20 protein-coding genes and 1 riboswitch are annotated in these 22,075 nt (G+C 74.0%); of the genes, 8 read left to right on the forward strand and 12 right to left on the reverse strand.

The features are described 5' to 3' along the window. Nucleotides 1-50: 50 nt before the first annotated feature. Entirely contained in the window at nt 51-1,445 is a 1,395-nt protein-coding gene (locus tag ACNHYB_RS02940; protein WP_418276883.1) for a hypothetical protein, read from the forward strand. A 71-nt stretch (nt 1,446-1,516) separates the two neighbouring features. Here ACNHYB_RS02940 and thiD read toward each other — a convergent pair whose 3' ends face one another. Continuing rightward, the gene (gene thiD / locus ACNHYB_RS02945; RefSeq protein WP_418276884.1) at nt 1,517-2,443 is read right to left on the reverse strand and encodes a bifunctional hydroxymethylpyrimidine kinase/phosphomethylpyrimidine kinase; all 927 of its coding nucleotides are present in this window, start codon (nt 2,441-2,443) and stop codon (nt 1,517-1,519) included. Beyond that, nucleotides 2,436-2,530: riboswitch (TPP riboswitch) on the reverse strand. (Overlaps the previous gene by 8 nt.) Nucleotides 2,531-2,678: 148 nt before the next feature. On the opposite strand from thiD, the gene ACNHYB_RS02950 reads away from it, so the two are divergent. From ACNHYB_RS02950 to ACNHYB_RS02960, 3 genes are all read left to right on the forward strand, one after another. Next, nucleotides 2,679-3,572 carry an alpha/beta hydrolase family protein gene (locus tag ACNHYB_RS02950; RefSeq protein ID WP_418276885.1) on the forward strand — a complete coding sequence of 298 codons (894 nt, stop codon included), beginning with the start codon at nt 2,679-2,681 and terminating at the stop codon, nt 3,570-3,572. A 126-nt stretch (nt 3,573-3,698) separates the two neighbouring features. Then, nucleotides 3,699-5,129: a helix-turn-helix transcriptional regulator gene (locus ACNHYB_RS02955; RefSeq protein WP_418276886.1), complete on the forward strand. Its 1,431-nt coding sequence runs from the start codon at nt 3,699-3,701 to the stop codon at nt 5,127-5,129. 91 nt (nt 5,130-5,220) lie between these two features. After that, the gene (locus tag ACNHYB_RS02960; protein ID WP_418276887.1) at nt 5,221-5,979 is read left to right on the forward strand and encodes a PucR family transcriptional regulator; all 759 of its coding nucleotides are present in this window, start codon (nt 5,221-5,223) and stop codon (nt 5,977-5,979) included. A gap of 116 nt (nt 5,980-6,095) precedes the next feature. Here ACNHYB_RS02960 and ACNHYB_RS02965 read toward each other — a convergent pair whose 3' ends face one another. From ACNHYB_RS02965 to ACNHYB_RS02995, 7 genes are all read right to left on the reverse strand, one after another. Next, nucleotides 6,096-7,109: a hemolysin family protein gene (locus ACNHYB_RS02965; RefSeq protein WP_418276888.1), complete on the reverse strand. Its 1,014-nt coding sequence runs from the start codon at nt 7,107-7,109 to the stop codon at nt 6,096-6,098. After that, nucleotides 7,106-8,500 carry a hemolysin family protein gene (locus tag ACNHYB_RS02970; RefSeq protein ID WP_418276889.1) on the reverse strand — a complete coding sequence of 465 codons (1,395 nt, stop codon included), beginning with the start codon at nt 8,498-8,500 and terminating at the stop codon, nt 7,106-7,108. The genes ACNHYB_RS02965 and ACNHYB_RS02970 overlap by 4 nt, the downstream gene beginning before the upstream one ends. Before the next feature lie 250 nt (nt 8,501-8,750). Then, nucleotides 8,751-11,189, reverse strand: a complete 2,439-nt coding sequence (locus ACNHYB_RS02975) for a glycoside hydrolase family 3 protein (RefSeq protein ID WP_418276890.1) — start codon at nt 11,187-11,189, stop codon at nt 8,751-8,753. A gap of 179 nt (nt 11,190-11,368) precedes the next feature. After that, nucleotides 11,369-11,797 (reverse strand): organic hydroperoxide resistance protein, encoded by a 429-nt coding sequence (locus ACNHYB_RS02980; RefSeq protein WP_418276891.1) that lies wholly within the window; start codon nt 11,795-11,797, stop codon nt 11,369-11,371. Between the two features lie 31 nt (nt 11,798-11,828). Next, nucleotides 11,829-12,284: a MarR family winged helix-turn-helix transcriptional regulator gene (locus ACNHYB_RS02985; RefSeq protein WP_418276892.1), complete on the reverse strand. Its 456-nt coding sequence runs from the start codon at nt 12,282-12,284 to the stop codon at nt 11,829-11,831. Between the two features lie 87 nt (nt 12,285-12,371). After that, nucleotides 12,372-14,159, reverse strand: coding sequence for an ABC transporter ATP-binding protein (locus ACNHYB_RS02990; RefSeq protein ID WP_418276893.1), 1,788 nt, complete (start codon nt 14,157-14,159; stop codon nt 12,372-12,374). A 149-nt stretch (nt 14,160-14,308) separates the two neighbouring features. Continuing rightward, a complete protein-coding gene (locus ACNHYB_RS02995) occupies nt 14,309-14,944 on the reverse strand; it encodes a YitT family protein (RefSeq protein WP_418276894.1) in 636 nt (211 codons plus the stop codon). A gap of 191 nt (nt 14,945-15,135) precedes the next feature. Between ACNHYB_RS02995 and ACNHYB_RS03000 the strand changes: the two genes are divergently transcribed. Both ACNHYB_RS03000 and ACNHYB_RS03005 read left to right on the forward strand, forming a co-directional pair. Further along, entirely contained in the window at nt 15,136-15,627 is a 492-nt protein-coding gene (locus tag ACNHYB_RS03000; protein ID WP_418276895.1) for a hypothetical protein, read from the forward strand. 47 nt (nt 15,628-15,674) lie between these two features. Beyond that, the gene (locus tag ACNHYB_RS03005) at nt 15,675-16,637 is read left to right on the forward strand and encodes an NAD(P)-dependent oxidoreductase (protein ID WP_418276896.1); all 963 of its coding nucleotides are present in this window, start codon (nt 15,675-15,677) and stop codon (nt 16,635-16,637) included. A gap of 3 nt (nt 16,638-16,640) precedes the next feature. On the opposite strand, the gene ACNHYB_RS03010 is transcribed toward ACNHYB_RS03005, so the two are convergent. After that, nucleotides 16,641-17,141, reverse strand: a complete 501-nt coding sequence (locus ACNHYB_RS03010; RefSeq protein WP_418276897.1) for a hypothetical protein — start codon at nt 17,139-17,141, stop codon at nt 16,641-16,643. A 98-nt stretch (nt 17,142-17,239) separates the two neighbouring features. On the opposite strand from ACNHYB_RS03010, the gene ACNHYB_RS03015 reads away from it, so the two are divergent. Both ACNHYB_RS03015 and ACNHYB_RS03020 read left to right on the forward strand, forming a co-directional pair. Further along, nucleotides 17,240-17,677 (forward strand): hypothetical protein, encoded by a 438-nt coding sequence (locus ACNHYB_RS03015; RefSeq protein ID WP_418276898.1) that lies wholly within the window; start codon nt 17,240-17,242, stop codon nt 17,675-17,677. A 44-nt stretch (nt 17,678-17,721) separates the two neighbouring features. Next, nucleotides 17,722-18,285 (forward strand): dienelactone hydrolase family protein, encoded by a 564-nt coding sequence (locus ACNHYB_RS03020; protein ID WP_418276900.1) that lies wholly within the window; start codon nt 17,722-17,724, stop codon nt 18,283-18,285. An 84-nt stretch (nt 18,286-18,369) separates the two neighbouring features. Here ACNHYB_RS03020 and ACNHYB_RS03025 read toward each other — a convergent pair whose 3' ends face one another. From ACNHYB_RS03025 to katG, 3 genes are all read right to left on the reverse strand, one after another. Continuing rightward, a complete protein-coding gene (locus tag ACNHYB_RS03025; protein WP_418276902.1) occupies nt 18,370-18,717 on the reverse strand; it encodes a DUF2200 domain-containing protein in 348 nt (115 codons plus the stop codon). 112 nt (nt 18,718-18,829) lie between these two features. Beyond that, entirely contained in the window at nt 18,830-19,489 is a 660-nt protein-coding gene (locus ACNHYB_RS03030; RefSeq protein WP_418276903.1) for a PAS and ANTAR domain-containing protein, read from the reverse strand. 258 nt (nt 19,490-19,747) lie between these two features. Next, nucleotides 19,748-22,042, reverse strand: a complete 2,295-nt coding sequence (gene katG / locus ACNHYB_RS03035) for a catalase/peroxidase HPI (protein WP_418276904.1) — start codon at nt 22,040-22,042, stop codon at nt 19,748-19,750. Nucleotides 22,043-22,075 lie beyond the last annotated feature (33 nt).

Raw genomic sequence — 22,075 nt, forward strand, 5'->3', positions numbered from 1 at the left:
TCCCGGACCTCTGCTCGGTCCTGCGGCGGTGAACCCGTAGCATGCGGGCCATGGACGCAGGTCAGGTCGTGGGGGTCGTGACGGGAGCGGTGCTGGTGGTGACGGCACTGGTGGCCGTGGTGGCGTGGACGGGGCGTCGTCGACGCGGCCTGGCCGCGGACACGGAGTCGGAGCTGACCCGGTTGGCCACGCAGGCCGGGTCGGCGCTGGTGCGGGCCGACGAGCGCACCCGCCTGGCGGAGGACGAGCTGGCGTTCGCGGAGGCCGAGCTGGGCACGGACGGGGTCGCCGACCTCGTCGGCCACCAGCGGCGCGCGCGGGAGCAGGTGCGCGAGGCGTTCCACCTCAACCAGCTCCTGCACGACCACGTGCCGGACACGGACACCGAGCGACGGGACTGGTCGGCCAGGATCGTCGGCCTGTGCCGCGACGCGGAGTCGGTGCTGGACACCCTGGAGCAGGGGCTCGCGGAGCGCCGCCGGGCGGCACGTGCGACCCCGGACGCGCTGGACCGGATCGCCGCGCAGACGGACCGGGTGCGTGACGCGGTCGCCTCGGCGCGTCGCGACCTGGCCGAGCTCGCCGACAGGTACACGCCCGCCGCGTTGCGTCCCGTCGCCGACAACCCGGACCAGGCGGCCCGCCTCCTGGACTTCGCCGGTCGTGGGCTGGCGTCGGCGCGGCGCACCCTGGACGACGGCGACCCGGGGCGCGCCTCGGCGACGGCCCGCGCCGCCGAGGAGTCGGTCGGGCGTGCCGAAGGGCTGCTCAAGGCGGTGCGGGACTTCGAGGCGGACGCCCTGACGGCGGAGGCGGCGCTCGGTGCGATGGTCGCGGAGTCCCGCGACGAGCTCGCCCAGGCGCGGGCGCTGCCGGCGCCCCAGCGCTCGGGCGCCGTCGACGCGGCGGTCGACTCCCTGCAGGAGGCGTTGGACGCCCTGCCGGCGCCGGGCGCACCGGCCGACCCCGTGGGCAGCCTGACCCGGGTCCGTCAGGCCAGCACCGCGCTCGACGACGCCGTGCGTCGTCGGCTCGAGCACGACGGCCGCACCCGCCGTGCGGCCGCCCAGCTGACCCCGGCGCTCGACGACGCGGCCCGCCAGATCGCCACCGCCCGCGCCGTGGTGGAGGACTACCGTGCGCCGGTGGGGCCGGACGCGCGGACCCGGCTGGCCGAGGCGGAGCGCGAGCTCGCCGCGGCCCGCACGCTGAGCGAGCCGGAGCAGGCGGTCGACACCGCACGCCGGGCCGCCTCGTTGGCGGCGGAGGCCGCCACGCTCGCACACCGCGACATCGCCCGCGCCTCCCACGGCCAGCACTGGGGCGCCCAGCACGCCGGTGGGCGTCCGCGCGGCGGGGTCGGCGGGTCCGGGGCCTTCGGGGCGGTCCTCGGCGGGATGGTCCTGGGCGGGATCCTCGACGACATCGGGGACATGTTCGACTGACGCCCCCCGGGTACCCGACTGCTCCCGGCGGGTCGGTGTCCGACGCATCGACCTGGTCGGTGTCCGACCTCTCAGCGGGACGCGTGGAACGGTGCGACCAGCGCCCCACGCAGCGCGGCGAAGTGGTCGACGGGTCCGTGCCCGCCGCCGACCCCCAGCGCCGCACCGTGCCGGATCGCCTCCGTCAGCCACTCCTTGGCCTGTGCCAGCGCCAGCGCCCAGTCGTCGACGACGGCGTGACGGGTCGCGATCGCGCTCGACAACGAGCAGCCCGTGCCGTGGGTCGCCGTCGTCCGCACACGGGGCGCGACGACCTGGGCGAGCACACCACGCGGTCCGACCAGGGCGTCCGGGACGTCGTCGTCGACGAGGTGCCCGCCCTTGGCGACGACCAGGACGTCGTAGCGCTCCGCGAGCGCCGAGGCCTGGTGCAGCGCGGTCTCCCAGTCGTGGGCGACGTCCTCGTCCAGCAGGGCGGCGAGCTCGGGCAGGTTCGGGGTGACGACGTCGGCGCGGTGCAGCAGGGCGCGCACGGCCCGCTCGGCGGGCGGATCCAGGAGTCGGTCGCCCGAGGTCGCGACCATCACGGGGTCGAGCACCACGGCGGGTCGGTGGGGATCGGAATCGACCTGGCCCAGCCACCGGTCCACGCGGTCGGCGACGTCGGCGGTGGCGAGCATGCCGATCTTCACGGCGTCGATCACGACGTCGCGCTGGAGGGTGTCGAGCTGGAGCGTGACGAAGTCCGCGGGCGGGGTGTGCACCCCCGTGACGCCTCGGGTGTTCTGGGCGGTCAGCGCGGTCACGACCGCCATGCCGTAGCCGCCGCAGGCCGCGACGGCCTTCAGGTCGGCCTGGATGCCGGCGCCGCCCGACGGGTCGGACCCGGCGACGGCGAGGACGCGCGGCACCCGGGGAGACGGGTCCCGGCGGCCGGACGGGGTGCTGTCAGGGGCGGCGCGGTCAGGGGTGGTGCGGTGCGGGTGGTCCTGTGCCACGGGGCGACATCCCTTCGTCAGTGTCAGCTGCATCAGGTTCGACGGGTGTGATCTCAGCGCCCGACGGGCGCACCCCGTGCCGTGCGCACACCGTAGCGCGCGGAGACCGGCGATCCTGCCGATGACCGTGGTGCGGACCGCGGTGCACCGTGGTCCTGCAGCCACGGCACGCGCCGCTGGCCCGGCGTCACCGACGACGACCGGGCGACGCGTGCCCTGTCAGAGAGGACGACACGTGCAGCACTCCACCAGCACCCGCCGGGTGCACCACCGCGTCACCGGGATCCTGGCCGGACTGGCCGTCGCCGTCGGCGGCGCGCTCGCCGCCGGTCCGGCGTCGGCGGCCGACAACCCGTACGAGCGCGGCCCGAACCCGACCGAGAACAGCATCGAGGCGTCGCGCGGCTCCTACTCGGTGTCGTCGTCCCGGGTGTCGAGCCTCGTCAGCGGCTTCGGCGGGGGGACGATCTACTATCCGACGACCCGCTCCGACGGCACCTTCGGCGCCGTCGTCGTCTCGCCGGGGTACACGGGCACGGAGTCGAGCATCTCCTGGCTCGGCCCGCGGATCGCGTCCCAGGGCTTCGTCGTGCTCACGATGGCGACGAACACCATCTACGACCAGCCGGACCAGCGGGCACGCCAGCTCCAGGCGGCCCTCGACCACCTCACGAGCTCCTCGAGCGGCGTGGCCGACCGGATCGACCCCGACCGTCTCGCCCTGATGGGGCACTCGATGGGCGGCGGCGGCACGCTGCGCGCGGTGGCCGACAACCCGGACATCAAGGCAGCCATCCCCCTGACGCCCTGGCACACGGACAAGACCTGGGGCGAGGTGCGGACACCGACGCTGATCTTCGGCGCCGAGTACGACACGGTCGCGCCGCACTACTCGCACGCGGAGCCTTTCTACTCCTCGCTGCCGCGGAACCTGCCCAAGGCGTACCTCGAGCTCAACGGGGCGTCGCACTTCGCGCCGAACACCTCCGACACCACGATCGCGAAGTACTCGATCTCGTGGCTCAAGCGGTTCGTCGACGACGACACCCGCTACTCGCAGTTCGTCTGCCCCGGACCCTCGTCCTGGGACCTGGACGTGCAGAAGTACGAGGCGACCTGCCCGTTCTGAGCACGGTCGACGGCCGGCGGTGGTCGCCCTGGGCGGCCACCGCCGGCCTGTGCCCGCGCACAGACCCCCGAGTGCCCGGACACACCGGCCGGTGGCGCCCCGCGCGGCGGTCCCTAGCATCACCTCATGGAGCCGACGACGATCCAGCGGGGGCACGACGACCTCGAACGTGGCCTGCGGCTGCACGCCCACGGACCCACCTCGGACGCGCTGGCGAGCCTGGGCCTCGCGGGTCACGCCCTGGCCGGACGACCGCAGGAGTCCCTCGCGGTGGCGCTCGCCTCGCTGGAGGTCGCCTGGTCCGCCGGCGACCTGACCGCGTGCCTGACGTCGTTGTCGGCCGCGCTCGACGCCGGACCGACCGGGCTGGTGCGCGACCACCTCGAGGGCATGCACGCGCTGCTCACCGAACGCCCCCTCGACGCCGCCGGCCCCCTGCGTGCCGCCGCGGAGGAGGGAGCCGTGCGCGAGAGCGCCGCCGACCTGCTGACGGCCTGCGACTCCGCGCTGCTGCTCGGCGAGGTACGGCAGGCGGGCCGCATCGCTGCCCGCGCGCTCGCCGTCGCCCGGTCCGCGGACGACGGTCCGGCCCGCGCCCGGGCCAGCGAGCGCCTGGCGTACGCCGAGCTGCGCGCGGGCCGGCACGCCATGGCCCGCGAGCACGCGACCACCGGCCTGCGTGCCGCGTGGCAGGCGGGGCAGGTCAACGCCGCGGCGCACCACCACGCGGTGCTCGCGCTGGTCGCCTCCGTGCAGGGGCCGTGGGACGTGGCGGTCCGCCATGCGGCGGCTGCCGACATCGCGCGACGCCACGGACTGTGCCAGCCGGTGACGCTCGCCGAGTGGGCGCGCGCCCGCACGGAGGTCGGCCAGGGACGGTTCGCCGACGCCCGCACCAGGCTGACCTCGCTGCTGCGTGGCGACGGCAACGCCCACTTCGCCCTGCGCGGGCTGGTGATCCCCACGTGCGTGGAGGCCGGGTGGCTCGCGGGAGACCTGGACGGGGCGACCACCCTGGTGGACGAGCTCGCGGCGTGGTCGAGCGCCGCCGACGACCCGCACGGCCCCGCCCTGGTGCTGCGCTGCCGGGCCCTGGTGACCGACGGCGACGACGGCGACGACCTCTTCCGCGCCGCGGACGCGGCGCACGTGGGGCCGGACGCCGACCTGGAGCGTGCCCGCACCGCGCTGCTGCACGGCATGTGGCTGCGACGCGCCCGGCGTCCGGTCGACTCCCGCGAGCGTCTGCGCGCCGCGGTCGTGCTCTTCGAGCGGTGCGGCGCGCCGGCGTGGGCGACGGTCGCCCGCACCGAGCTGCGCTCGGCCGGGGCGGCGACCACGGACGACGAGGGCGCGCCGGGCGCCGCGCTGGGACGTCTGACGCCGCACCAGCGGCGCATCGCCCGGTACGTGGCCGCGGGTGACACCAACCGGGACGTGGCGGACCGTCTCGGGGTGAGCGTGCGCACGGTCGACTGCCACCTGCGCAACATCTTCGCCGCCCTGCAGGTGCGGTCCCGCACCGAGCTGGCGAGGCTCGTCCCAGCACCCGACTAGAGACCGACTGGCCGGTATGTCACGATGGCGGGTGCGCCACCGTCGTCGCACCCGCCGGGAGGGACCCATGCCTCGATCCACGCTCACCGCCGTGCCAGCCACCGCCGCGACTGGACCTGTCGCGCCCGTCGAGGACGCCGGTCCCACCCGGCACGACCTGGTCGGGGCCCTGCTCGACGGCACGTGCCGCCTCGCGGACGTGCCCCGCCTCGCCGTCCTGCTCGGCAGCCCCGCGCACGGCACGTACCTGGTCGTCGCCGTCGCCGGAGCGACGCCGGCGGAGCGCGTCGGCGTCCGCGCCGCCCTGACCGCGCCCGGCAGCGCCCACTGGCACACCACCACCACGGTGGACCACGGCATCGTGCGCGTGGACGACGACCGCGAGGTGGACGTCGACCTGACGTCGGCCGCCGCCCCCACGGTGCGCGCCGGGGTGGGACTGCCCGTCACCTCGCTCGCCCGCGTCGACGAGGCGCGCCGCCTCGCCGACCTCGCCCTGTCGATGACGGCGCCGACCGGCGGGTCGGTCCGCCTCGCCGACCGGCTCCCGGAGGCGATCGTGCACCGCGGCGACGACCTCGCCGGTGCGCTCGCCCTCCGGGTGCTGGGCCCGGTGCTGGCCGGGCCGCCCGAGGAACGCGACGTCCTGCTGGGCACGCTGAGCGCGTGGTTCGACGCGGACGGCAACGCCGCCGCCACCGCCGCCGTGCTCGGCTGCCACCGCAACACCGTCACCAACCGGCTGCACCGGCTCGAGCAGCTCACGGGCCGCAGCACCGACCGGCCGCGCGACCTCGTCGACCTCGCCCTCGCCCTGCAGGCCACGGGGGCCGCGCGCACCCGGCACTGAACCACCGCCGGCGCCGGCACGTGCCCGAGAACCACGACGTGCCCGACCATCGGAGGTGCCCGACCATCGGAGGTGCCCGACCGTCGGAGGTGCCCGACCGTCGGAGGTGCCCTCCGTCAGCGCGACGACCGCGGGATGACGGTGTGCAGCGCGTCAGTCAGCGTGACGACACCCAGGACCCGCCCGTCCTCCATCACCACCGCGAGCTGCTCGCTCGCCCGGCGCATCCCTGCCAGAGCCGCGTGCACCGGATCGTCGGGGCCGACGACGTGGGCCCGGCGGGCGAGCGCGCCGACGAGGCGGTCCGCCGGCTCCAGGAGCGTGTCGCGGACGTGGACCACGCCCGGCTCGCCGGTCCCGTCCGGCTCGACGACGATCCGCAGGTGCCCGCTGCGACGCGCCGCCTGCTGGACGTCGGCGACCGTCGCGTTGCGGGTCACCGACGTCGGCACGGCCTCCGGGACGACGAACGACCGGACGGTCCGCGTGGTGAGGTCGAGTGCCCCGGCGATCGGCGAGTGCACCGCCGCGTCGAGGGCGCCGACCTGCGCCGAGTGCTCGACCAGGTGGCGGATCGTCTCCGCGTCCTGCCCGCCCACGGCCGCGCTCTCCACCGGCTCGACACCGACGGCGGACACGAGCCGGTTGGCGACCGAGTTCGCGAAGTGCAGCAGCGGCCGGAACACCCACACGAAGGCCCGCGCCGGCGGCGAGACCAGGACGGCGGACCGCTCGGGGTGCGCGATCGCCCACGACTTGGGCGCCATCTCCCCCACCACCAGGTGCAGGAACGTCACGACGAAGAGGGCGAGCGCGAACGCCAGGGAGTCCGCGAGCCACGCGGGCAGGCCCACGGCCTCCAGCAGCGGCGTCAGCCAGGCGTCGACCGCGGGCTTGGTCACGGCACCGAGCGCGAAGGTGCACACCGTGATGCCGAGCTGCGCGCCCGCGAGCATCACCGTGAGCTCGTTCATGGAACGCAGCGCGGACCGGGCGCCCCGGCTCGTCGCCGCGGCCTCCTCGAGCCGGTGCCGCCTGGCGCCCAGCAGGGCGAACTCGATGACGACGAAGAACGCGCTCAGCACGATGAGCGCGATGGTGACCAGCACCACGACCCAGGGTTCGGTCATCGTCCGCTCCTGTCGTCCGGGTCGTCCGCGAGAAGGGCCACGTCCTCCGGCGCCAGGTCCACGACGGTCAGCCGCACCGCGGCGGGCACGCGCCGGCGCACCGCCAGCACCTCGGCACGCAGCACGCGTCGCGGCGGCTCCTCCAGCGCGAGGTCGGCCGGGTCGACCGGCAGCAGGACGTCCACGACGTCGCCCGACGCCGGCAGACCACCCGCGTGCGAGATCAGCAGCCCGGAGAGCGTCTCGAAGTCGCCCCGGGGCAGGGCGTGGCCGAGCGCTCGCTCGACCTCGTCGAGATGGATGTCGCCGGAGGTCCGCCAGGCGTCGTCGCCGTCCGGGACGACCTCGTCGACCGCGCCGTGGTCGTGCTCGTCGGTGATCTCCCCGGCGACCTCCTCCGCCATGTCCTCGACGGTGAGCACGCCCACGAACCCGCCGTACTCGTCGATCACGCACGCGAGCTGCTGGCGCACGCGCGTCAGCTCGCCGAGCGCGTCCGGCAGGAGCATGAGCGTCGGCACCACGACCGCCGGGCGCATCACCTGCGCCACCTCGAGGTCGTCGTCGGCGTCCAGCACGTCGAGGAGGTGCACGACGCCGACGGGCTCGTCGTCGTGCAGCACCGGGTACCGGGTGTGGGCGGTCGCCATCATGCGGCGCACCTGCCCCACGCGGGACCGCGGGGCGACCACGTCGACGCGCGACCGGGGCACCATGGCGTGCTCGACGTCGCGGTGCGGGAAGTCCAGGATGCGGTCCAGCAGGATCGACAGGTCTGCCGGCAGGTCGCCGCTGGATCGGGCGTCGGCCACGATGTGCTCCAGGTCGGCCGCCGTGGCGCTGGAGTCGACGTCGTGGACGGGCTCGATCCGCACCAGCCGCAGCACCGCGTTCGCCGACCGGTCGAAGACCGTGATCAACCAGCCGAACGCCGCCAGGTAGACCTGGGTCGACCGCGCCAGCCCGAGCGCGAGGGGCTCGGGCGAGGCGATCGCGAGGTTCTTGGGGAACAGCTCACCGAAGATCATCTGCACGACCGTCGAGACGGCGAGCGCCAGCACCGTGCCGACCGCGATGCTCGCCCCGGCAGGGACACCCACGACGCCGAGGAGCTCGCCGAGCGACTCCCCGACGAGCGGCTCGGCGACGTAGCCGACGAGCAGGCCCGTCACCGTGATGCCGAGCTGCGCGCCGGAGAGCATGAACGACGTCCGGCGCGTCACGGCCAGCGCACGTCGCGCCGTGGCGTCGCCCGCGGCCGCCTTCGAGCCCAGCCGTGAGCGGTCCACGGACATGTAGGCGAACTCCTGGGCCACGAAGTAGCCGTTCGCGGCGATGATCACCGCGATGGCCACGAGCCCGGCGAGGAGCGTCAGCCAGGTCGTCAGCACGTCCCCGCCCTCCGTCGCGGCGCCGGACGGCGACTGCCACGGTGCCCGTGACGGTGACAGTGACAGTGACGGTGACGGTGCCTCTGACGGTGACGGTGGTCGTCGTCGGACGACCGGGTCGCGCTCACGTGCTGTTCACGCCTCCAGCAGGGGGGTCGGGGGCACGATCTTAACCGGGCGGGGGCCCGCACACGCCGACGGCGCCCGACCGGATGGTCCGGTCGGGCGCCGTCGGCGTCGGGCCCGTGCGTCAGCGGGCGGCGTCCAGGCGTGGGTTCGACAGCACGAGCCGCAGCACGTTGCGGGCCGTGCGCTGCAGCTCGCCGAGGGTGACGCCGTCGGGCGAGCGCAACGAGGCGAGCAACGAGCCGTCACCGTGCCGGTCGTCCCGGTTCCAGGCGCCGGGCATGTGCACGTCCACCTGGGCGCGCACCCGGTAGGCGTCGTTGCTCAGGGCGGGGAAGTCGGGGTCGACGGCCTCGCGCATCCACCAGTCGGTGATGACGGCGCCGCTGAATCCCCACTCGCCGCGCAGCACCGTGGTCACGAGGTCGTGGTGGTAGTGCATCCACACCCCGTTGACCTTGTTGTACGACGTCATGATGGTGCGCGGTGCGGCCTCGGCCACGCAGATCTCGAAGCCCCGCAGGTAGATCTCGCGCAGCGCCCGCTCGGACACCCGCGAGTCGTTGTACTCACGGTTGGCCTCCTGGTTGTTGGCCGCGAAGTGCTTGGGGCACGCCGCCAGTCCCCCGCTCTGGATGCCGCGGACGGTCGCCGCACCCATCACGCCCGTCACCAGCGGGTCCTCCGAGAAGTACTCGAAGTTGCGCCCGCAGAGCGGGTCGCGCTGGATGTTCATGCCCGGCGCGAGCAGGACGTCCGAGCCCTTGGCCGCCATCTCGACCGCGAGCAGCTCGTTGAGCTCCTCGACCAGTGCCGGGTTCCACGTCGCGGCGAGGGCCGTCCCGCTCGGCAGCAGCGCGGTGTGCGTCGCGAGCCGGATGCCGGCGGGTCCGTCGGTCGTGGTGAGCGCGGGCACGCCCTTGGCACGCAGGGACTCGATCGTGCCGCCCAGCGCACCCGCGTTGCCCGGTGCACCCAGCGGGGAGTCCATCGTGAAGTCGCCGCGCGACAGCGCCTCGAGCTCGTCGTCGTCGAGCTGTGCCACGAAGTCGTCGAGCTCGGCGCGCCCCGCCGCGACGTCCGCCAGCGTCGTGCCGACGTCGCCCGTCCGCGCGACCGCGGCGGGCATCGCCGCCTGCACCCGGTCACGCCGCTCGACGGTCGCCGCGGGCACCTTCTCGTAGCCGCGCTCCGTCGTGCCGGCGTCCCCCGGCCGGGCGACGAGCCGTTCGAAGAGCCGCTCGGGGTGGGGTGCGGCGACCTCGGTCAGCCGGCGCACGACCTGCAGCTCGTGCACGGCCACGACGCCGGCACCCGCCGCCGAGCGGACGTCGGTGCCGACGAGGACCTCGTAGTCGCCCGCCTCGAGGACGTAGGCGGACCGGTGCCCGGTCACGCCCGCGTCGTCGTACGCTGCGACGTCGGCCAGGTCGAACGACATCTCGACCTGCTCCGAGGCGCCCGGGGCGAGCTCGGCGGTCTTGGCGAACGCGACGAGGTGGCGCGTCGCACGCCCGAGGAGCCCGTGCGGGGCACGCACGTAGACCTGGACCACCTCGGTCCCGGCGTGCCTGTCCCCCGTGTTCGTCACCTCGGCCCGCACGACGACGGCACGGCCGTCGTGCGTCACGGCGACGTCGCGCACGTCGAACGTCGTGTAGCCGAGCCCGAACCCGAACGGGTAGAGCACGTGCTGCGGGGCGAAGGTCTCGAAGTAGCGGTACCCGACGAACACGTCCTCGACGTACTCGTTGAACTCCTCGTCACCGAAGTGACCGGCGCTCGGGTAGTGGTCGTAGGTGTCGGCGATCGTGGCGGTGAGCTTGCCGCCGGCGGGGACCGCGCCGGTGAGCACGTCCACGACGGCGCGGCCGGACTCCATGCCGCCCTGCCAGGCCAGCACCACGGCGTCCAGGTCGTACTCGTGCGTCCAGCCCAGGTCGATGACGTTGCCCGTGTCGATCACCGCGACGGTGCGCTCGAACGCGCCCGTGACCTGCGAGAGCAGCGTGCGCTCGTCGTCGGTGAGGTAGAAGCTGCCGGGCTCGAGCGCCTGCTCACGGGCCTCTCCGGCGGCGCGCCCGACGACCACCAGCGCGACGGAGGCGCGGCCGGCGACCTCGGCCACCTCGGCGTCGGTGAGCGGCATCTCGGGGTGCGACCGCGGCCACGTGCCCCACTCGGGCTCGGCCTCGACGGCGTTCTCCTCGCACCACGCCGCGTAGCGGTCCGCGAGGGCGGTGTCGATCCGGACCCCGGGGTCGGCCCGCAGCGCGTCGACGAGGTTCCACAGGTAGGGCTGGCGCACGTCGCCGCCGGAGCCGTAACCCACCGTGAAGTAGTCCTGCTGGACCCGACCGAAAACGGCGATGGGAGCGCTACCACCCAGAGGCAGGACCTCGTGGTCGTTCTTCAGCAGCACGATGCCCTCGGCCGCGGCGCGACGACTGACCTCCGCCAGACCGTCCGGGATCCAGGTGTCGGTGGACTGCAGCTGCACGCGCCCCTGCGCGAGCTGGTCCGTGCTGTCGACCTGGCCGATTCCTGCTCCACGTTCATTCACGACCCGTACTGTACGCGCCCGCGGTCGGCGCCAGCATCTCGCCTGCTCCCGTGCGCCGACGGTCCGCCGCGGCGCCCCCGGTGCCCGCGGCACCGCTCCGGGACCCCGACCTGGGCGCCGCCCCGGCGCACACGCAAGGTGGTGGGCACCGCCTGTGCCCACCACCGCGCGCCGGATCCTCAGCCGTCGACGACGGTGACCTTGAGGTCGATGTTGCCGCGGGTGGCGTTGGAGTAGGGGCAGACCTGCTCCGCCGCGTCCGCCAGCGCCCGGGCCTGGTCGGCGGGCACGCCCGGCACGACCACCTCGAGCTCGACGGCCAGCTCGAACCCTCCGTCACCGTTCGACCCGATGTGCACCCGAGCACCCACGGAGGTGTCGGCGAGCGTGATCTTCTGCGACCGGGCGACCCCCTGCAGCGCCGAGTGGAAGCAGGCGGCGTAGCCGGCCGCGAAGAGCTGTTCGGGGTTGGATCCCTCACCCGAGCCGCCCAGCCCCTTCGGCGGGGCCATCTCCAGGTCGACACGTCCGTCGTCGGACCGGACGTGCCCGTCGCGGCCACCTCCGGTGGACAGGGCCTCTGCGGTGTAGCCGATCGTGGTGATCATCGTGCTCTCCTCTCGTCGCCGTGCGGTCGCGTCAGGGTCCGACATGACCGGTCAGGAAGTCGTTGGCCTGCCGCAGCTGCTCCCGCAGCTCGACGGCAGCCGCCTGGTCGGGCGGCATCCGTTCGGCCAGGCAGCGCTGGACGTCGCCCAGCTCCCCGTGCACCGCCTCCCCGGCGGGGGTCAGGGAGACGACCACCACCCGCTCGTCGCGCGCGGACCGCTCCCGCCGCACGAGGCCGCGGGCGTCCAGGCGCTTCACGAGGGGCGAGAGCGTCCCCGAGTCCAGGTCGAGCAGACTGCCGAGCTCGCCGACCGACATCGGCGTGCCGCGGTTCCCGCCGAGCGCGATCAGCACGACGTACTGCAGGTACGTCAGCCCCCACGGGGCGAGCAGCTCGTGGTAGAGCCGCGTGATCCGCCGCTCCAGCGAGTAGACGGCGAAGCAGAGCAGCGGGTCGAGGGTCTTGGCGGCTCCGGCATCAGGCACGTGCCTACTGTTGCGCACCATTGAGTTGTGCGCAACCGATATGCCGGAGGCGGTCGCCCCTCCGGCCTGCCGCGGCGCGCAGGTCGATCAGGCCGGCAGGCCACCCTCCTGGACGGCGTGCAGCCGCGCGTACCGCCCGGAGCGCGCCAGGAGCTCGGCATGCGTCCCGGACTCCACCACCCGACCTCGGTCCAGGACGACGATGCGGTCCGCCCCACGGACGGTGGACAGCCGGTGCGCGACAACGAGCGTCGTGCGGCCGCGCATCAAGCGGGCCAGGGCGTCGCGCACCGTGGCCTCGGCCTCCGGGTCCAGGGCGCTCGTCGCCTCGTCGAGGAAGAGGATGCGCGGGTCGCGCACGAGCGCGCGCGCGATCGCCAGCCGCTGACGCTGACCACCCGACAGCCGGGCGCCACGCTGGCCCACGACCGTGTCCCAGCCCTCGGGCATCGACTCGACGAACTCCAGCGCGTTCGCGTCCCGCAGCGCCGCTCGGACCCGCTCGTCGGAGGGGTCGTCCAGACCGTAGGCGACGTTGTCGCGGACGGTGCCCTCGAACAGCACCGACTCCTGGGGCACGACCGACACCGAGCGACGCACCGTGCGCAGGTCGAGCTCGGCCATGTCCTGACCGTCCAGCAGGATGCGCCCGCCCGTCGGGCGCACGAAGCCCAGGACGAGGTTGAGCAGCGTCGACTTGCCGGATCCCGACGAGCCGACGAACGCCACGGTCCGGCCCGCGGGCACGTCGAGGTCGACGCCGGCCAGCGCGTCCTCGGTCGCGTCGGCGTAGCGGTGGGACACGCCTTCCAGCCGCAGGTGCCCCCGGACCTCGTCGACGACCCGACCCCCCTCGTTCTGCTCGAGGTCCGGTTCGGTCAGCACCTCGGCGATGGACCGGACGGACTCCAGGCCGCGGGCGGTGACGGGGACGAGGTTCAGCACCTGGGTGAGCCCCTGGGTCAGCAGGCCGAAGTACGTCGAGAGCAGCACGACCTCGCCCGGGGTGATCGGCACCACGCCGCTGAGGGCGACGAGGGCGGCCAGCACGAGGCAGAACACGCCGAGGAACTGCATCGTCACCCACGACACCGAGTTCACCCGGCCGTTGAGCATGTCCAGGTCGAGCGCCGCGCGGCGCACGTCGTCGGCACCGGTCGCCACCCGCGCCGTGGCCGTCCGCTCCAGCCCGTGCGCGCGCGTGACGGGGATCAGCGAGGCCATCTCCCCCACCTGGGTCGCGAACCCCTCCATCTCCCGACGGAACCGCTCGTTGCGGTCGCGCGAGCGGTTCGCCATCGTGCGGCGGATGAGCAGGGCCAGAGGGATCGCCAGGGCGTACACCGGCAGGAACTCCGGCACCTTGATCGCCGTCATCGTCACGGCGCCGACCAGCACCATCGCGGCCGACAGCAGCGGGTGGGTGACCTGCTGGAGCATCATCTCGACGTTCTCCACGTCACGGACGACCTTGCTCTGGACGAGCGCGGCGCTGGACCGGGCGTAGTAGCCGATGGAGAGCGCCTGCAGCCTCTCGACCAGGGCGTTGCGCAGCGCGGCGCCGGTGCTGCGCACGACGGTCATGAAGTTGCGCGTGTAGACCAGGTGGTTCGGGTAGTTCTGCGCCAGGAGCACCACCGCGACGGCGAACCAGACCAGGACCGTCGTGGTCGACCCGCCGTCGGCGACGATGTCGATCACCGCGCCGGTGATCACCGGCAGGAACCACAGCGGGATCTCCTTGGCGACGAAGGCGAGCAGCGCCACCGTCAGCCGGCGCGGCTCCAGGGCGAGCAGGCGGACCAGGGAGCGCACGGGGTGAGCCGCGTCGAGGAGGGACTCGTGGGCGAGGTCGGCAAGGGCTTTCCGTGGCATGGCTCGATCGTATCGATCCCATCGTGCCGACGGCGAACCCTCACCGGGGCGCCGGACCGCAGCCCTCGCCGGGCCGATTCCGCAGGACAGCTCCGCCATGCCGCCTCTGCCCCGCAGCGCTGCCGGGCAGAGGCGCAGGTCGAGGACGCTCAGTACCCGGTGTAGCGACCCGGCCGGTGGTTCATCGCGAGGATCATGTTGAGCAGCACCGCACCGAGCACGGAGAGCAGCACCGTGGCGGGCGCGACGACGACGAAGGCCGACAGCACCACGAACGAGTCGAGCACCATCTGGACGTAGCCGGCCCGCCAGCCGAACCGTTCCTGGGCGATCAGGGCCACGATGTTGAACCCGCCGAGGCTCGCGCGGTGCCGGAAGACGATGAGCAGCCCGACGCCGGCGAGCACGTTGCCCGCCACGACCCCGTACACCGGGATCACGTCGAGGTCGCCGAGCATCGCCGGGTGCAGGACGCTGAACCCGGAGACCAGCGCGATCGACACCCCGGTGCGGATCGTGAAGTCCCAGCCCTTCATCCGGATCGCCAGGAGGAAGAACGGCAGGTTCACCAGGGCGAAGAGCAGCGGGAACGGCACGGGGGCCACGTAGCTCACCAGGAGCGACAGTCCGGCCGTGCCGCCGGTGACGGCCGAGACCGACTTGAGCAGGTAGAGGCCGAGCGAGATGACGAACGTCCCGGTGAGGATGCCGAGGGTGTCCTCGGCGAGGGAGTGCTTGACGCCGGAGGACTGGTCGGCCGGGTCGGCCGGGCGAGGTGCGGTCATGGCTCCAGTGCGGGGCGGGTGGCCCCGGAGGTCGACGGTCCGGGTGGGGACTCGATGGCGGCACCGGTGCCGGCACGGGCGCCGGCACGGGCGTCGGCGCGGGGTGGTGCGCCGTCGCCAGGGTAACGACCCTTGCCACGGTCGCCGAATCGTGATGAGGTTAGCCTTACCTTGCATCGAGAGGACTCCTCGTGACCTACGACGCCGGCGGTCGCCGTACCCGCCGCAGCCACGTGCTGCCCTGCCCGCCCGAGGCCCACGGGTGCGGTCAGCACCTGCTCCTCGCCGGCGGGTCCGCCGACCTGCCGGACCTGCGCCGCCTCGTGGAGGCGGCCCCGGCGTGCACCTACGGCCAGGTCCTCCTGGAGCTCGACAGCACCGACGACGTCCCCGCCGACCTCGTCGGTCCGCCCCGCTCCCCCGGCGGCCTCGGCTGGACGATCCTGCGTCGCGAGCTCTCCGCGCCGCTCGACGGCCCGCCCGCGCGCCGCCACGGCGAGGTCCTCGCGGCCGCGTTGTCGGCGTGGGCCCAGGAGTGGCTCACCGACGACCAGTGTGCCTGCTCCGGCCCCTACGCCCTGTGGATCGGCTGCACGACCAGCACCGACGTCGAGCTGCTGTGCCACGAGCTGCACCTGCGCTCCGAGCATGCGCCGGTGCACGTGCACCGACCCGGAGCCTGACGACCGCTCGCGGTCCGCCCACGAGCACCCGTGCCAGGATGGCCGCCATGACCTCGCGACCCGATCCCGCCCCGACCCAGGGCGCGCCCGTCGCAGGCCCCGGCATCAGCGTCGCCGGCCCCGGACCGTCCTGGGTGCACGACGCGGCCGAGGCCGTCGGGGCGACCCTGGTGCCCGCCGGACCTCGCACCGAGGCGCTGCTGTGGTTCGGGGGTGAGGTCGCCGACCTGAGGACGACGCTCGACGCGGCACCGGGCACCCGCTGGGTGCAGCTGCCGTCGGCCGGCGTGGACGCCTACGGTGACGCCGGGCTGCTCGCCGACCGACGCGTGACGTGGACGTCGGCGAAGGGTGCCTTGTCCGAGCCTGTCGCCGAGCACGCCCTCGCCCTGACCCTCGCGGTGCTGCGGCGACTTCCCGAGAGGGCCCGCGCCCGCTCCTGGGGCGAGGAGGCCGGGAGCACCCTGTACGGGGCGCGGGTGCTCGTCCTCGGAGCCGGTGGCATCGCACGCGCCCTCGTCGACCTGCTGGTGCCGTTCCGCTGCGAGGTCGTGGTGGTCCGCCGGCGGCCCGAGCCGGTGCCGGGTGCCCGGCGGGTCGTGACCGTGGAGCACCTGCACGACGAGCTCCCCGGGGCCGACGTCGTGGTGCTCGCCGCGGCCCTGACGGCCCGGACGCGTGCCCTCGTCGGGGCGCCCGAGCTCGCGGCGATGCGCCCCGGCGCGGTCCTGGTCAACATCGCGCGCGGCGGCATCGTCGACACCGGTGCGCTCGTGACGGCACTGGCGTCCGGTCGGCTCGGTGGCGCGGCGCTGGACGTCACGGACCCCGAACCGCTGCCCGACGGGCATCCGCTGTGGGACCTGCCGACGGCGCTGGTGACCCCGCACACCGCGGACACCCCGGAGATGGTCGATCCGCTGCTGCGGGGTCGCATCGAGACGAACCTCGGCCGCTTCGTCGCCGGGCACCCGCTGGTCGGGGTGGTCGACCCGGACACCGGCTACTGAGCCTCAGGCGCTGCGGTCCGCGGACACCGTCTGCAGGCCGTACCAGGCCATCGCGGCGGCGTGCAGCAGCCTCTCGGTGAGGCCGGCGGTCGAGGGCATCGTCAGTGTCGCCGCCACGAGCACGCACGACGCCGCGAGGACGACGACGTCGAACGCCCCGGCGCGGCCAGGGCGCGGCCCGTGGCCGACACGCACCGCGGCCACACCGGCGAGGTAGGCGGCGACCGCCACCGCGGCGAGCACGGCGTGCCAGGTCGCCTCCGCGGCGCTCCCCGGACGCCCGTCCCACGCGAGCGGCGAGAACAGCGCGAGGAGCACCGTCGCCGTGCCGTAGACGCCGTGGGACGCCCGGGCGACCGGGTTGCAGGTCGCCGCCCGGCCCACCGTCAGGACCAGCACGGCGACCCCCAGGACGGCGGAGCCCGTGCGCGCGAGCCAGGCACGGTGGCACCCGGCCAGGATGCCCCGTCCCAGGTCCCTGCGCCGCACGGGTCGGTCGAGCACGCGACGCGGCGTCCACTGAGACGAACGTCGCACTCCCGTGGGGGCCCAGCAGCGCACAACCTTGCCGAACCGCCCGGAGCGTGGCCTAGTCTCGCGGTATGGCCACCTTCTCCTCCGTCACGCCCCAGCACGTCCTCTCGGCGATCGCCGAGCACGACGACCGCGGGGCGCAGGCGTTCCTCGGCGTCTACGGGTTCACGCCCACCGCAGGCGTCACGCTCACGCACGAGGGCAGGTCCTACGACGCCACGGCGCTCCTGGCCGTCGCCCACCGGTACGCGACCGGACGTGCCGCCCTCCCGGAGGAGATGACGGCCGGCAAGGTCGCCGTCGGCACCATCCTGGCCAAGCGCGGGTTCGAGGTCTCCGGCGGCCGCCCCTCGGCGCCGGCGCGCCGCATCGCCTCGCGCACCCCGTCACGACAGGCGGCGGTCCCCCGCGCCCGCAAGGTCGCCGAACCCGAGACGCCGCCGGCGATGTGCCCCACGTGCCACATGGCGCTCCCCGGCACGGGGGTCTGCGACACCTGCGCCTGACGTCACCGCGTGCGGGTCGGCTCCCGGCCTCTACGCTGTCGAGGGTGACCGAGATCGTGCTCTTCCACCACGCCCGGGGCCTCACCGCGGGTGTGCGGGACCTCGCGGACGTGCTCGGGTCCCACGGGCACACCGTGCACACGCCCGACCTGTTCGAGGGGCGCGTCTTCGACACGGTGGACGACGGCGTGGCGCACGCGTCGTCGATCGGTGAGGACGTCCTGGCGGCCAGGGCGGCGCAGGCCACCGCGGCGTTGCCGACCGCGCTCGTGTACGGCGGCCTGTCGATGGGGGCCGCTCGCGCCGCCGAAGGGGTCCTCACGCGTCCCGGCGCGCGCGGGGCGTTCTTCCTGTACGGCGCGGTCGCGCCGTCGTGGTGGTCCGCCACGTGGCCCCGCGACGTGCCGTCCCAGGTGCACGTCACCGAGCGGGACCCGTGGCGCGAACCCGAGGCGGAGGCCGAGTACGTCACCGACGTCCCGCACGGTGAGCTGTTCCGGTACCCCGGGGCGGGGCACCTGTTCGCCGAGCCCGACGACCCGGCGTACGACGCCGGGGCCGCGGGACTCGCGACCCGACGGATCCTGGGGCTCCTCGCCGGCCTGTGAGAAAGCGGCCAGTGCGAACCCGGCCTGAACGAGACCGGCCCGGCAGGACCGGACCCGTGAGGCTCCGGCCCGGCAGGGCCCGGCTCAGACCGCGCGGGTCGGCGCGCTGCCCCGCAGGATCGACGACATCTTCTTGCCCCGTGCGACCTCGTCGACGAGCTTGTCGAGGTAGCGGACCTTCTGCATCAGCGGGTCCTCGATGTCCTCCACCCGGTGCCCGCAGATGACGCCGGTGATGAGACCTGCGTGCGGGTTCCAGGCCGGCGCGCCCGCGAAGAACTCCTCGACGGTGATCTCGTCGGCCACGACGCGGGCGATGGCGGCGTCGTCGTAGCCCGTGAGCCAGGTGATCACCTCGTGGAGCTCGGCGACGGTGTGCCCCTTGCGCTCCACCTTGGTGACGTAGTGCGGATAGATGCTCGCGAAGCTCATCGCGAAGATGCGGTGCCCGGCCACGTGTCGCCTCCAGATCGGTGGTGAGGTCCTCGACCCATGGTGCCACGCGCACCGGGCACCGGACCGCACCGGTGTCCGCTGCGCGCGATCAGGCGTCGTGCGCCACGGGGTCCGACGCGAGGTACGCCTCGAGCCACGCGGCGGAGAGCCCGGCGTCCAGGGTCCGACGTCGCGCCTCGCCCAGCAGGGCCCTGGCCACCAGCCGCACCGGCACGTTGGTCGTGTTGGACCGCCGACGCAGGACGTCGAAGGCGCCGTCGTCGTCGACGCCGAGGACCAGTCCCACCACGGTCTTGGCGCGCTCGATGTCGTCCCGGCTGCGCGCGGCGGCCCGGATCGAGGCGTCCGCGAGCGCCGCCGCCGTGCGCTTCACCGGGTGGGTGAGGTCCACGAGGTGGCCGACGATCTGGGGCGCGCCCTCGGGCCCGGCGGCGAAGGCCTGGCCGACGAGGCACACGACGCGTTCGCTGCCGTCGGCGGCCACGACGCGGTGCAGCGTGCTGACCACGCCGTGGTCGTCCGCCTCGTGCAGGGTCCGTTCGACGCCGGCCCGGTCCGCGGGGTGGACGTGCGCGAGCAGCGCGGCGGTGGTGGGCACGATCTGTCCCGGCTGGAGTCCGTGCAGCGCGTAGATCTCGTCGGACCACTGCCAGGAGCTGCGGGCGAGGTCCGCCCGGAAGGTGCCGCTGGGGACTCTGGGGTCGGTGGCGCTGTCGTCGTGCGCGGGGGCGTCCTGGATGGTCGCCATGTTGCCTCCCTCATGTTTCGCGACGACTCGCGGTCTGCGAGTCACGGCGTCCCCTGAAGGTGGAACGTGCGTTCCTGGCGGTGCTCGGCCGTCGTGGGCGGTCCTGGGGACCGCGGTGCTCACGACGGGCTGCCGGGGAGCTGGTGACTGGGCTCCTCGGTGCCGATCATATCGGGCTTCGTGTCGGACGGTGGCGACGTGTCGTCGACGCCCGGGCCACCACGACGGGTGGCCCGGGCGTCGCCGGGGCGGTGCGGCTCAGGCCGTGAGGTCCGCGTACCGCAGGTCGAAGCGGTCGGCGTTCATGACCTTGACCCACGCCGCGACGAAGTCCGCCACGAACTTCTCGCGGGCGTCGTCCGAGGCGTAGACCTCGGCCAGCGCGCGCAGCTCGGAGTTGGATCCGAAGACGAGGTCGGAGCGGGTGCCGACCCACTTCTTCTCGCCGGTGGCGCGGTCGACGCCGACGTAGGCGTGCTTGCCCGGGTCGAGCGCCTTCCACTCGGTGCCCATGTCGAGCAGGTTGGCGAACCAGTCGTTCGTCAGCACGCCCGGGGTGTCGGTGAACACGCCGTGGTCGGAGCCGTCGTGGTTGGTGCCGAGCACCCGCAGACCACCGAGGAGCACGGTCATCTCCGGCGCGGACAGACCGAGCAGGTTGGCGCGGTCGACCAGGCTGTACTCCGCCGGCAGCGGGCTCTTGCCGGAGTAGTTGCGGAACCCGTCGGCGAAGGGCTCGAGCCAGCGGAACTGGTCGAGGTCCGTCTGCTCCTGGGTCGCGTCGACACGGCCCTGGGCGAAGGGCACCTCGACCTGGACCCCGGCGGCGTCGGCCGCCTGCTCGACGCCCACGCCTCCGGCGAGGACGATGACGTCGGCCAGGGACACCTCGGCGCCGGTCTGCTGGGTGAACGACCGCTGCACGTCCTCCAGGACGGGCAGGACGGTGCCGAGCTGGTCGGGGTTGTTGACGGCCCAGGAGCGCTGCGGCTCGAGCCGGATGCGCGCGCCGTTGGCGCCTCCGCGCTTGTCGGAGTCACGGTAGGACGACGCCGCCGCCCAGGCGGTGGAGACGAGCTGGGCGACCGTGAGGCCCGACCCGGCGATCGCGGCCTTGAGGGCGGCGATCTGCTCGTCGCTCAGGTCGGCGGCGGTGCGGGCGGGCAGCGGGTCCTGCCAGGGCAGGTCCTCGGCGGGGACCTCGGGGCCGAGGTAGCGGACCTTGGGCCCCATGTCGCGGTGGGTGAGCTTGAACCAGGCGCGGGCGAACGCGTCGGCGAACGCGGCCTGGTCGTCCTTGAACCTCCGGGAGATGGGCTCGAGCTCCGGGTCGACGCGCAGCGCGAGGTCGGAGGTGAGCATGCGGGGCTCGCGGCGTCCGTCGGAGTGCGCGAGCGGCACCATGTCCGCCCCGCCGCCGTCGGTCGGGCGCCACTGCTTGGCACCGGCCGGGGACTCCATGAGCTCCCACTCGTAGGCGAACAGGATGTGGAAGAACTCGTTGTCCCAGCGGGTGGGGTGGTAGGTCCAGGTGACCTCCAGGCCCGACGTCGTGGTGTCGTCGCCGACACCGGTGCCGTAGCCGTTCTTCCAGCCGAGCCCCTGCATCTCCAGGCCGGCCGCCTCGGGGTCGGCGTCCAGGTGCTCGTCGGAGCCCGCACCGTGGGTCTTGCCGAAGGTGTGGCCGCCGGCGATCAGGGCGACCGTCTCCTCCAGGTCCATCCCCATGCGCCGGAACGTCTCCTTGATGTCCACGGCGGACGCCAGGGGGTCCGGGTTGCCGTTGGGGCCCTCGGGGTTGACGTAGATGAGACCCATCTGGACGGCCGCGAGCGGCTCCTCCAGGTCGCGCTCACCGGTGTAGCGCTTGTCGTCGAGCCAGGTGGTCTCCGGGCCCCAGTACACGTCCTGGTCGGCCTCCCAGACGTCGGCGCGACCGCCACCGAACCCGAAGGTCTCCAGGCCCATGTCCTCCAGCGCGACGTTGCCGGCGAGGATCATCAGGTCGGCCCACGACAGGCTCTGGCCGTACTTCTTCTTCACCGGCCACAGCAGGCGGCGGGCCTTGTCGAGGCTGACGTTGTCGGGCCACGAGTTCAGCGGCGCGAACCGCTGCTGGCCCTCGCCGCCACCGCCACGGCCGTCGTGCGAGCGGTAGGTGCCCGCCGAGTGCCACGCCATGCGGATCATGAACGGGCCGTAGTTGCCGAAGTCGGCCGGCCACCAGTCCTGGGACTCGTGCAGGACGGCCTGCACGTCGGCCTTCACGGCCGCGAGGTCCAGGGCGAGGAACGCCGCACGGTAGTCGAAGTCCGCGTCGAGCGGGTTGCCGACCGCCGGGTTCTTGGCGAGCATCCGCAGGTTGAGCTGGTTGGGCCACCAGCTGCGGTTGCCGCCACCCTCGGTGGGGTGCGGGGCACGCTCACCGTGGATCACCGGGCACTGGCCGGCCGCCTCGGCCGCCTCGGCCGCCTCGGCGGCCTCGCCGCCGGTGCCGCCGATGGGCTCGGTGTCCTCGCTGACGGGGACGACGCCGTGGGATTCGTGGGTCATCAAGGTCCTTCCGAAGGGATGGGGGGTTTGTCG

Source organism: Isoptericola jiangsuensis (assembly GCF_048320105.1).
GTDB classification, from domain to species: domain Bacteria; phylum Actinomycetota; class Actinomycetes; order Actinomycetales; family Cellulomonadaceae; genus Isoptericola; species Isoptericola jiangsuensis_A.

Excerpts from the sequence above, each read along its gene's own strand:
- ACNHYB_RS02940 (WP_418276883.1), top strand. The coding sequence starts at position 51 with ATGGACGCAGGTCAGGTCGTGGGGGTCGTGACGGGAGCGGTGCTGGTG.
- ACNHYB_RS02955 (WP_418276886.1), top strand. The coding sequence starts at position 3,699 with ATGGAGCCGACGACGATCCAGCGGGGGCACGACGACCTCGAACGTGGC.
- ACNHYB_RS02965 (WP_418276888.1), bottom strand. The coding sequence starts at position 7,109 with ATGACCGAACCCTGGGTCGTGGTGCTGGTCACCATCGCGCTCATCGTG.
- ACNHYB_RS02980 (WP_418276891.1), bottom strand. The coding sequence starts at position 11,797 with ATGATCACCACGATCGGCTACACCGCAGAGGCCCTGTCCACCGGAGGT.
- ACNHYB_RS02990 (WP_418276893.1), bottom strand. The coding sequence starts at position 14,159 with ATGCCACGGAAAGCCCTTGCCGACCTCGCCCACGAGTCCCTCCTCGAC.
- ACNHYB_RS02995 (WP_418276894.1), bottom strand. The coding sequence starts at position 14,944 with ATGACCGCACCTCGCCCGGCCGACCCGGCCGACCAGTCCTCCGGCGTC.
- ACNHYB_RS03005 (WP_418276896.1), top strand. The coding sequence starts at position 15,675 with ATGACCTCGCGACCCGATCCCGCCCCGACCCAGGGCGCGCCCGTCGCA.
- ACNHYB_RS03015 (WP_418276898.1), top strand. The coding sequence starts at position 17,240 with ATGGCCACCTTCTCCTCCGTCACGCCCCAGCACGTCCTCTCGGCGATC.
- ACNHYB_RS03025 (WP_418276902.1), bottom strand. The coding sequence starts at position 18,717 with ATGAGCTTCGCGAGCATCTATCCGCACTACGTCACCAAGGTGGAGCGC.
- ACNHYB_RS03030 (WP_418276903.1), bottom strand. The coding sequence starts at position 19,489 with ATGGCGACCATCCAGGACGCCCCCGCGCACGACGACAGCGCCACCGAC.
- katG (WP_418276904.1), bottom strand. The coding sequence starts at position 22,042 with ATGACCCACGAATCCCACGGCGTCGTCCCCGTCAGCGAGGACACCGAG.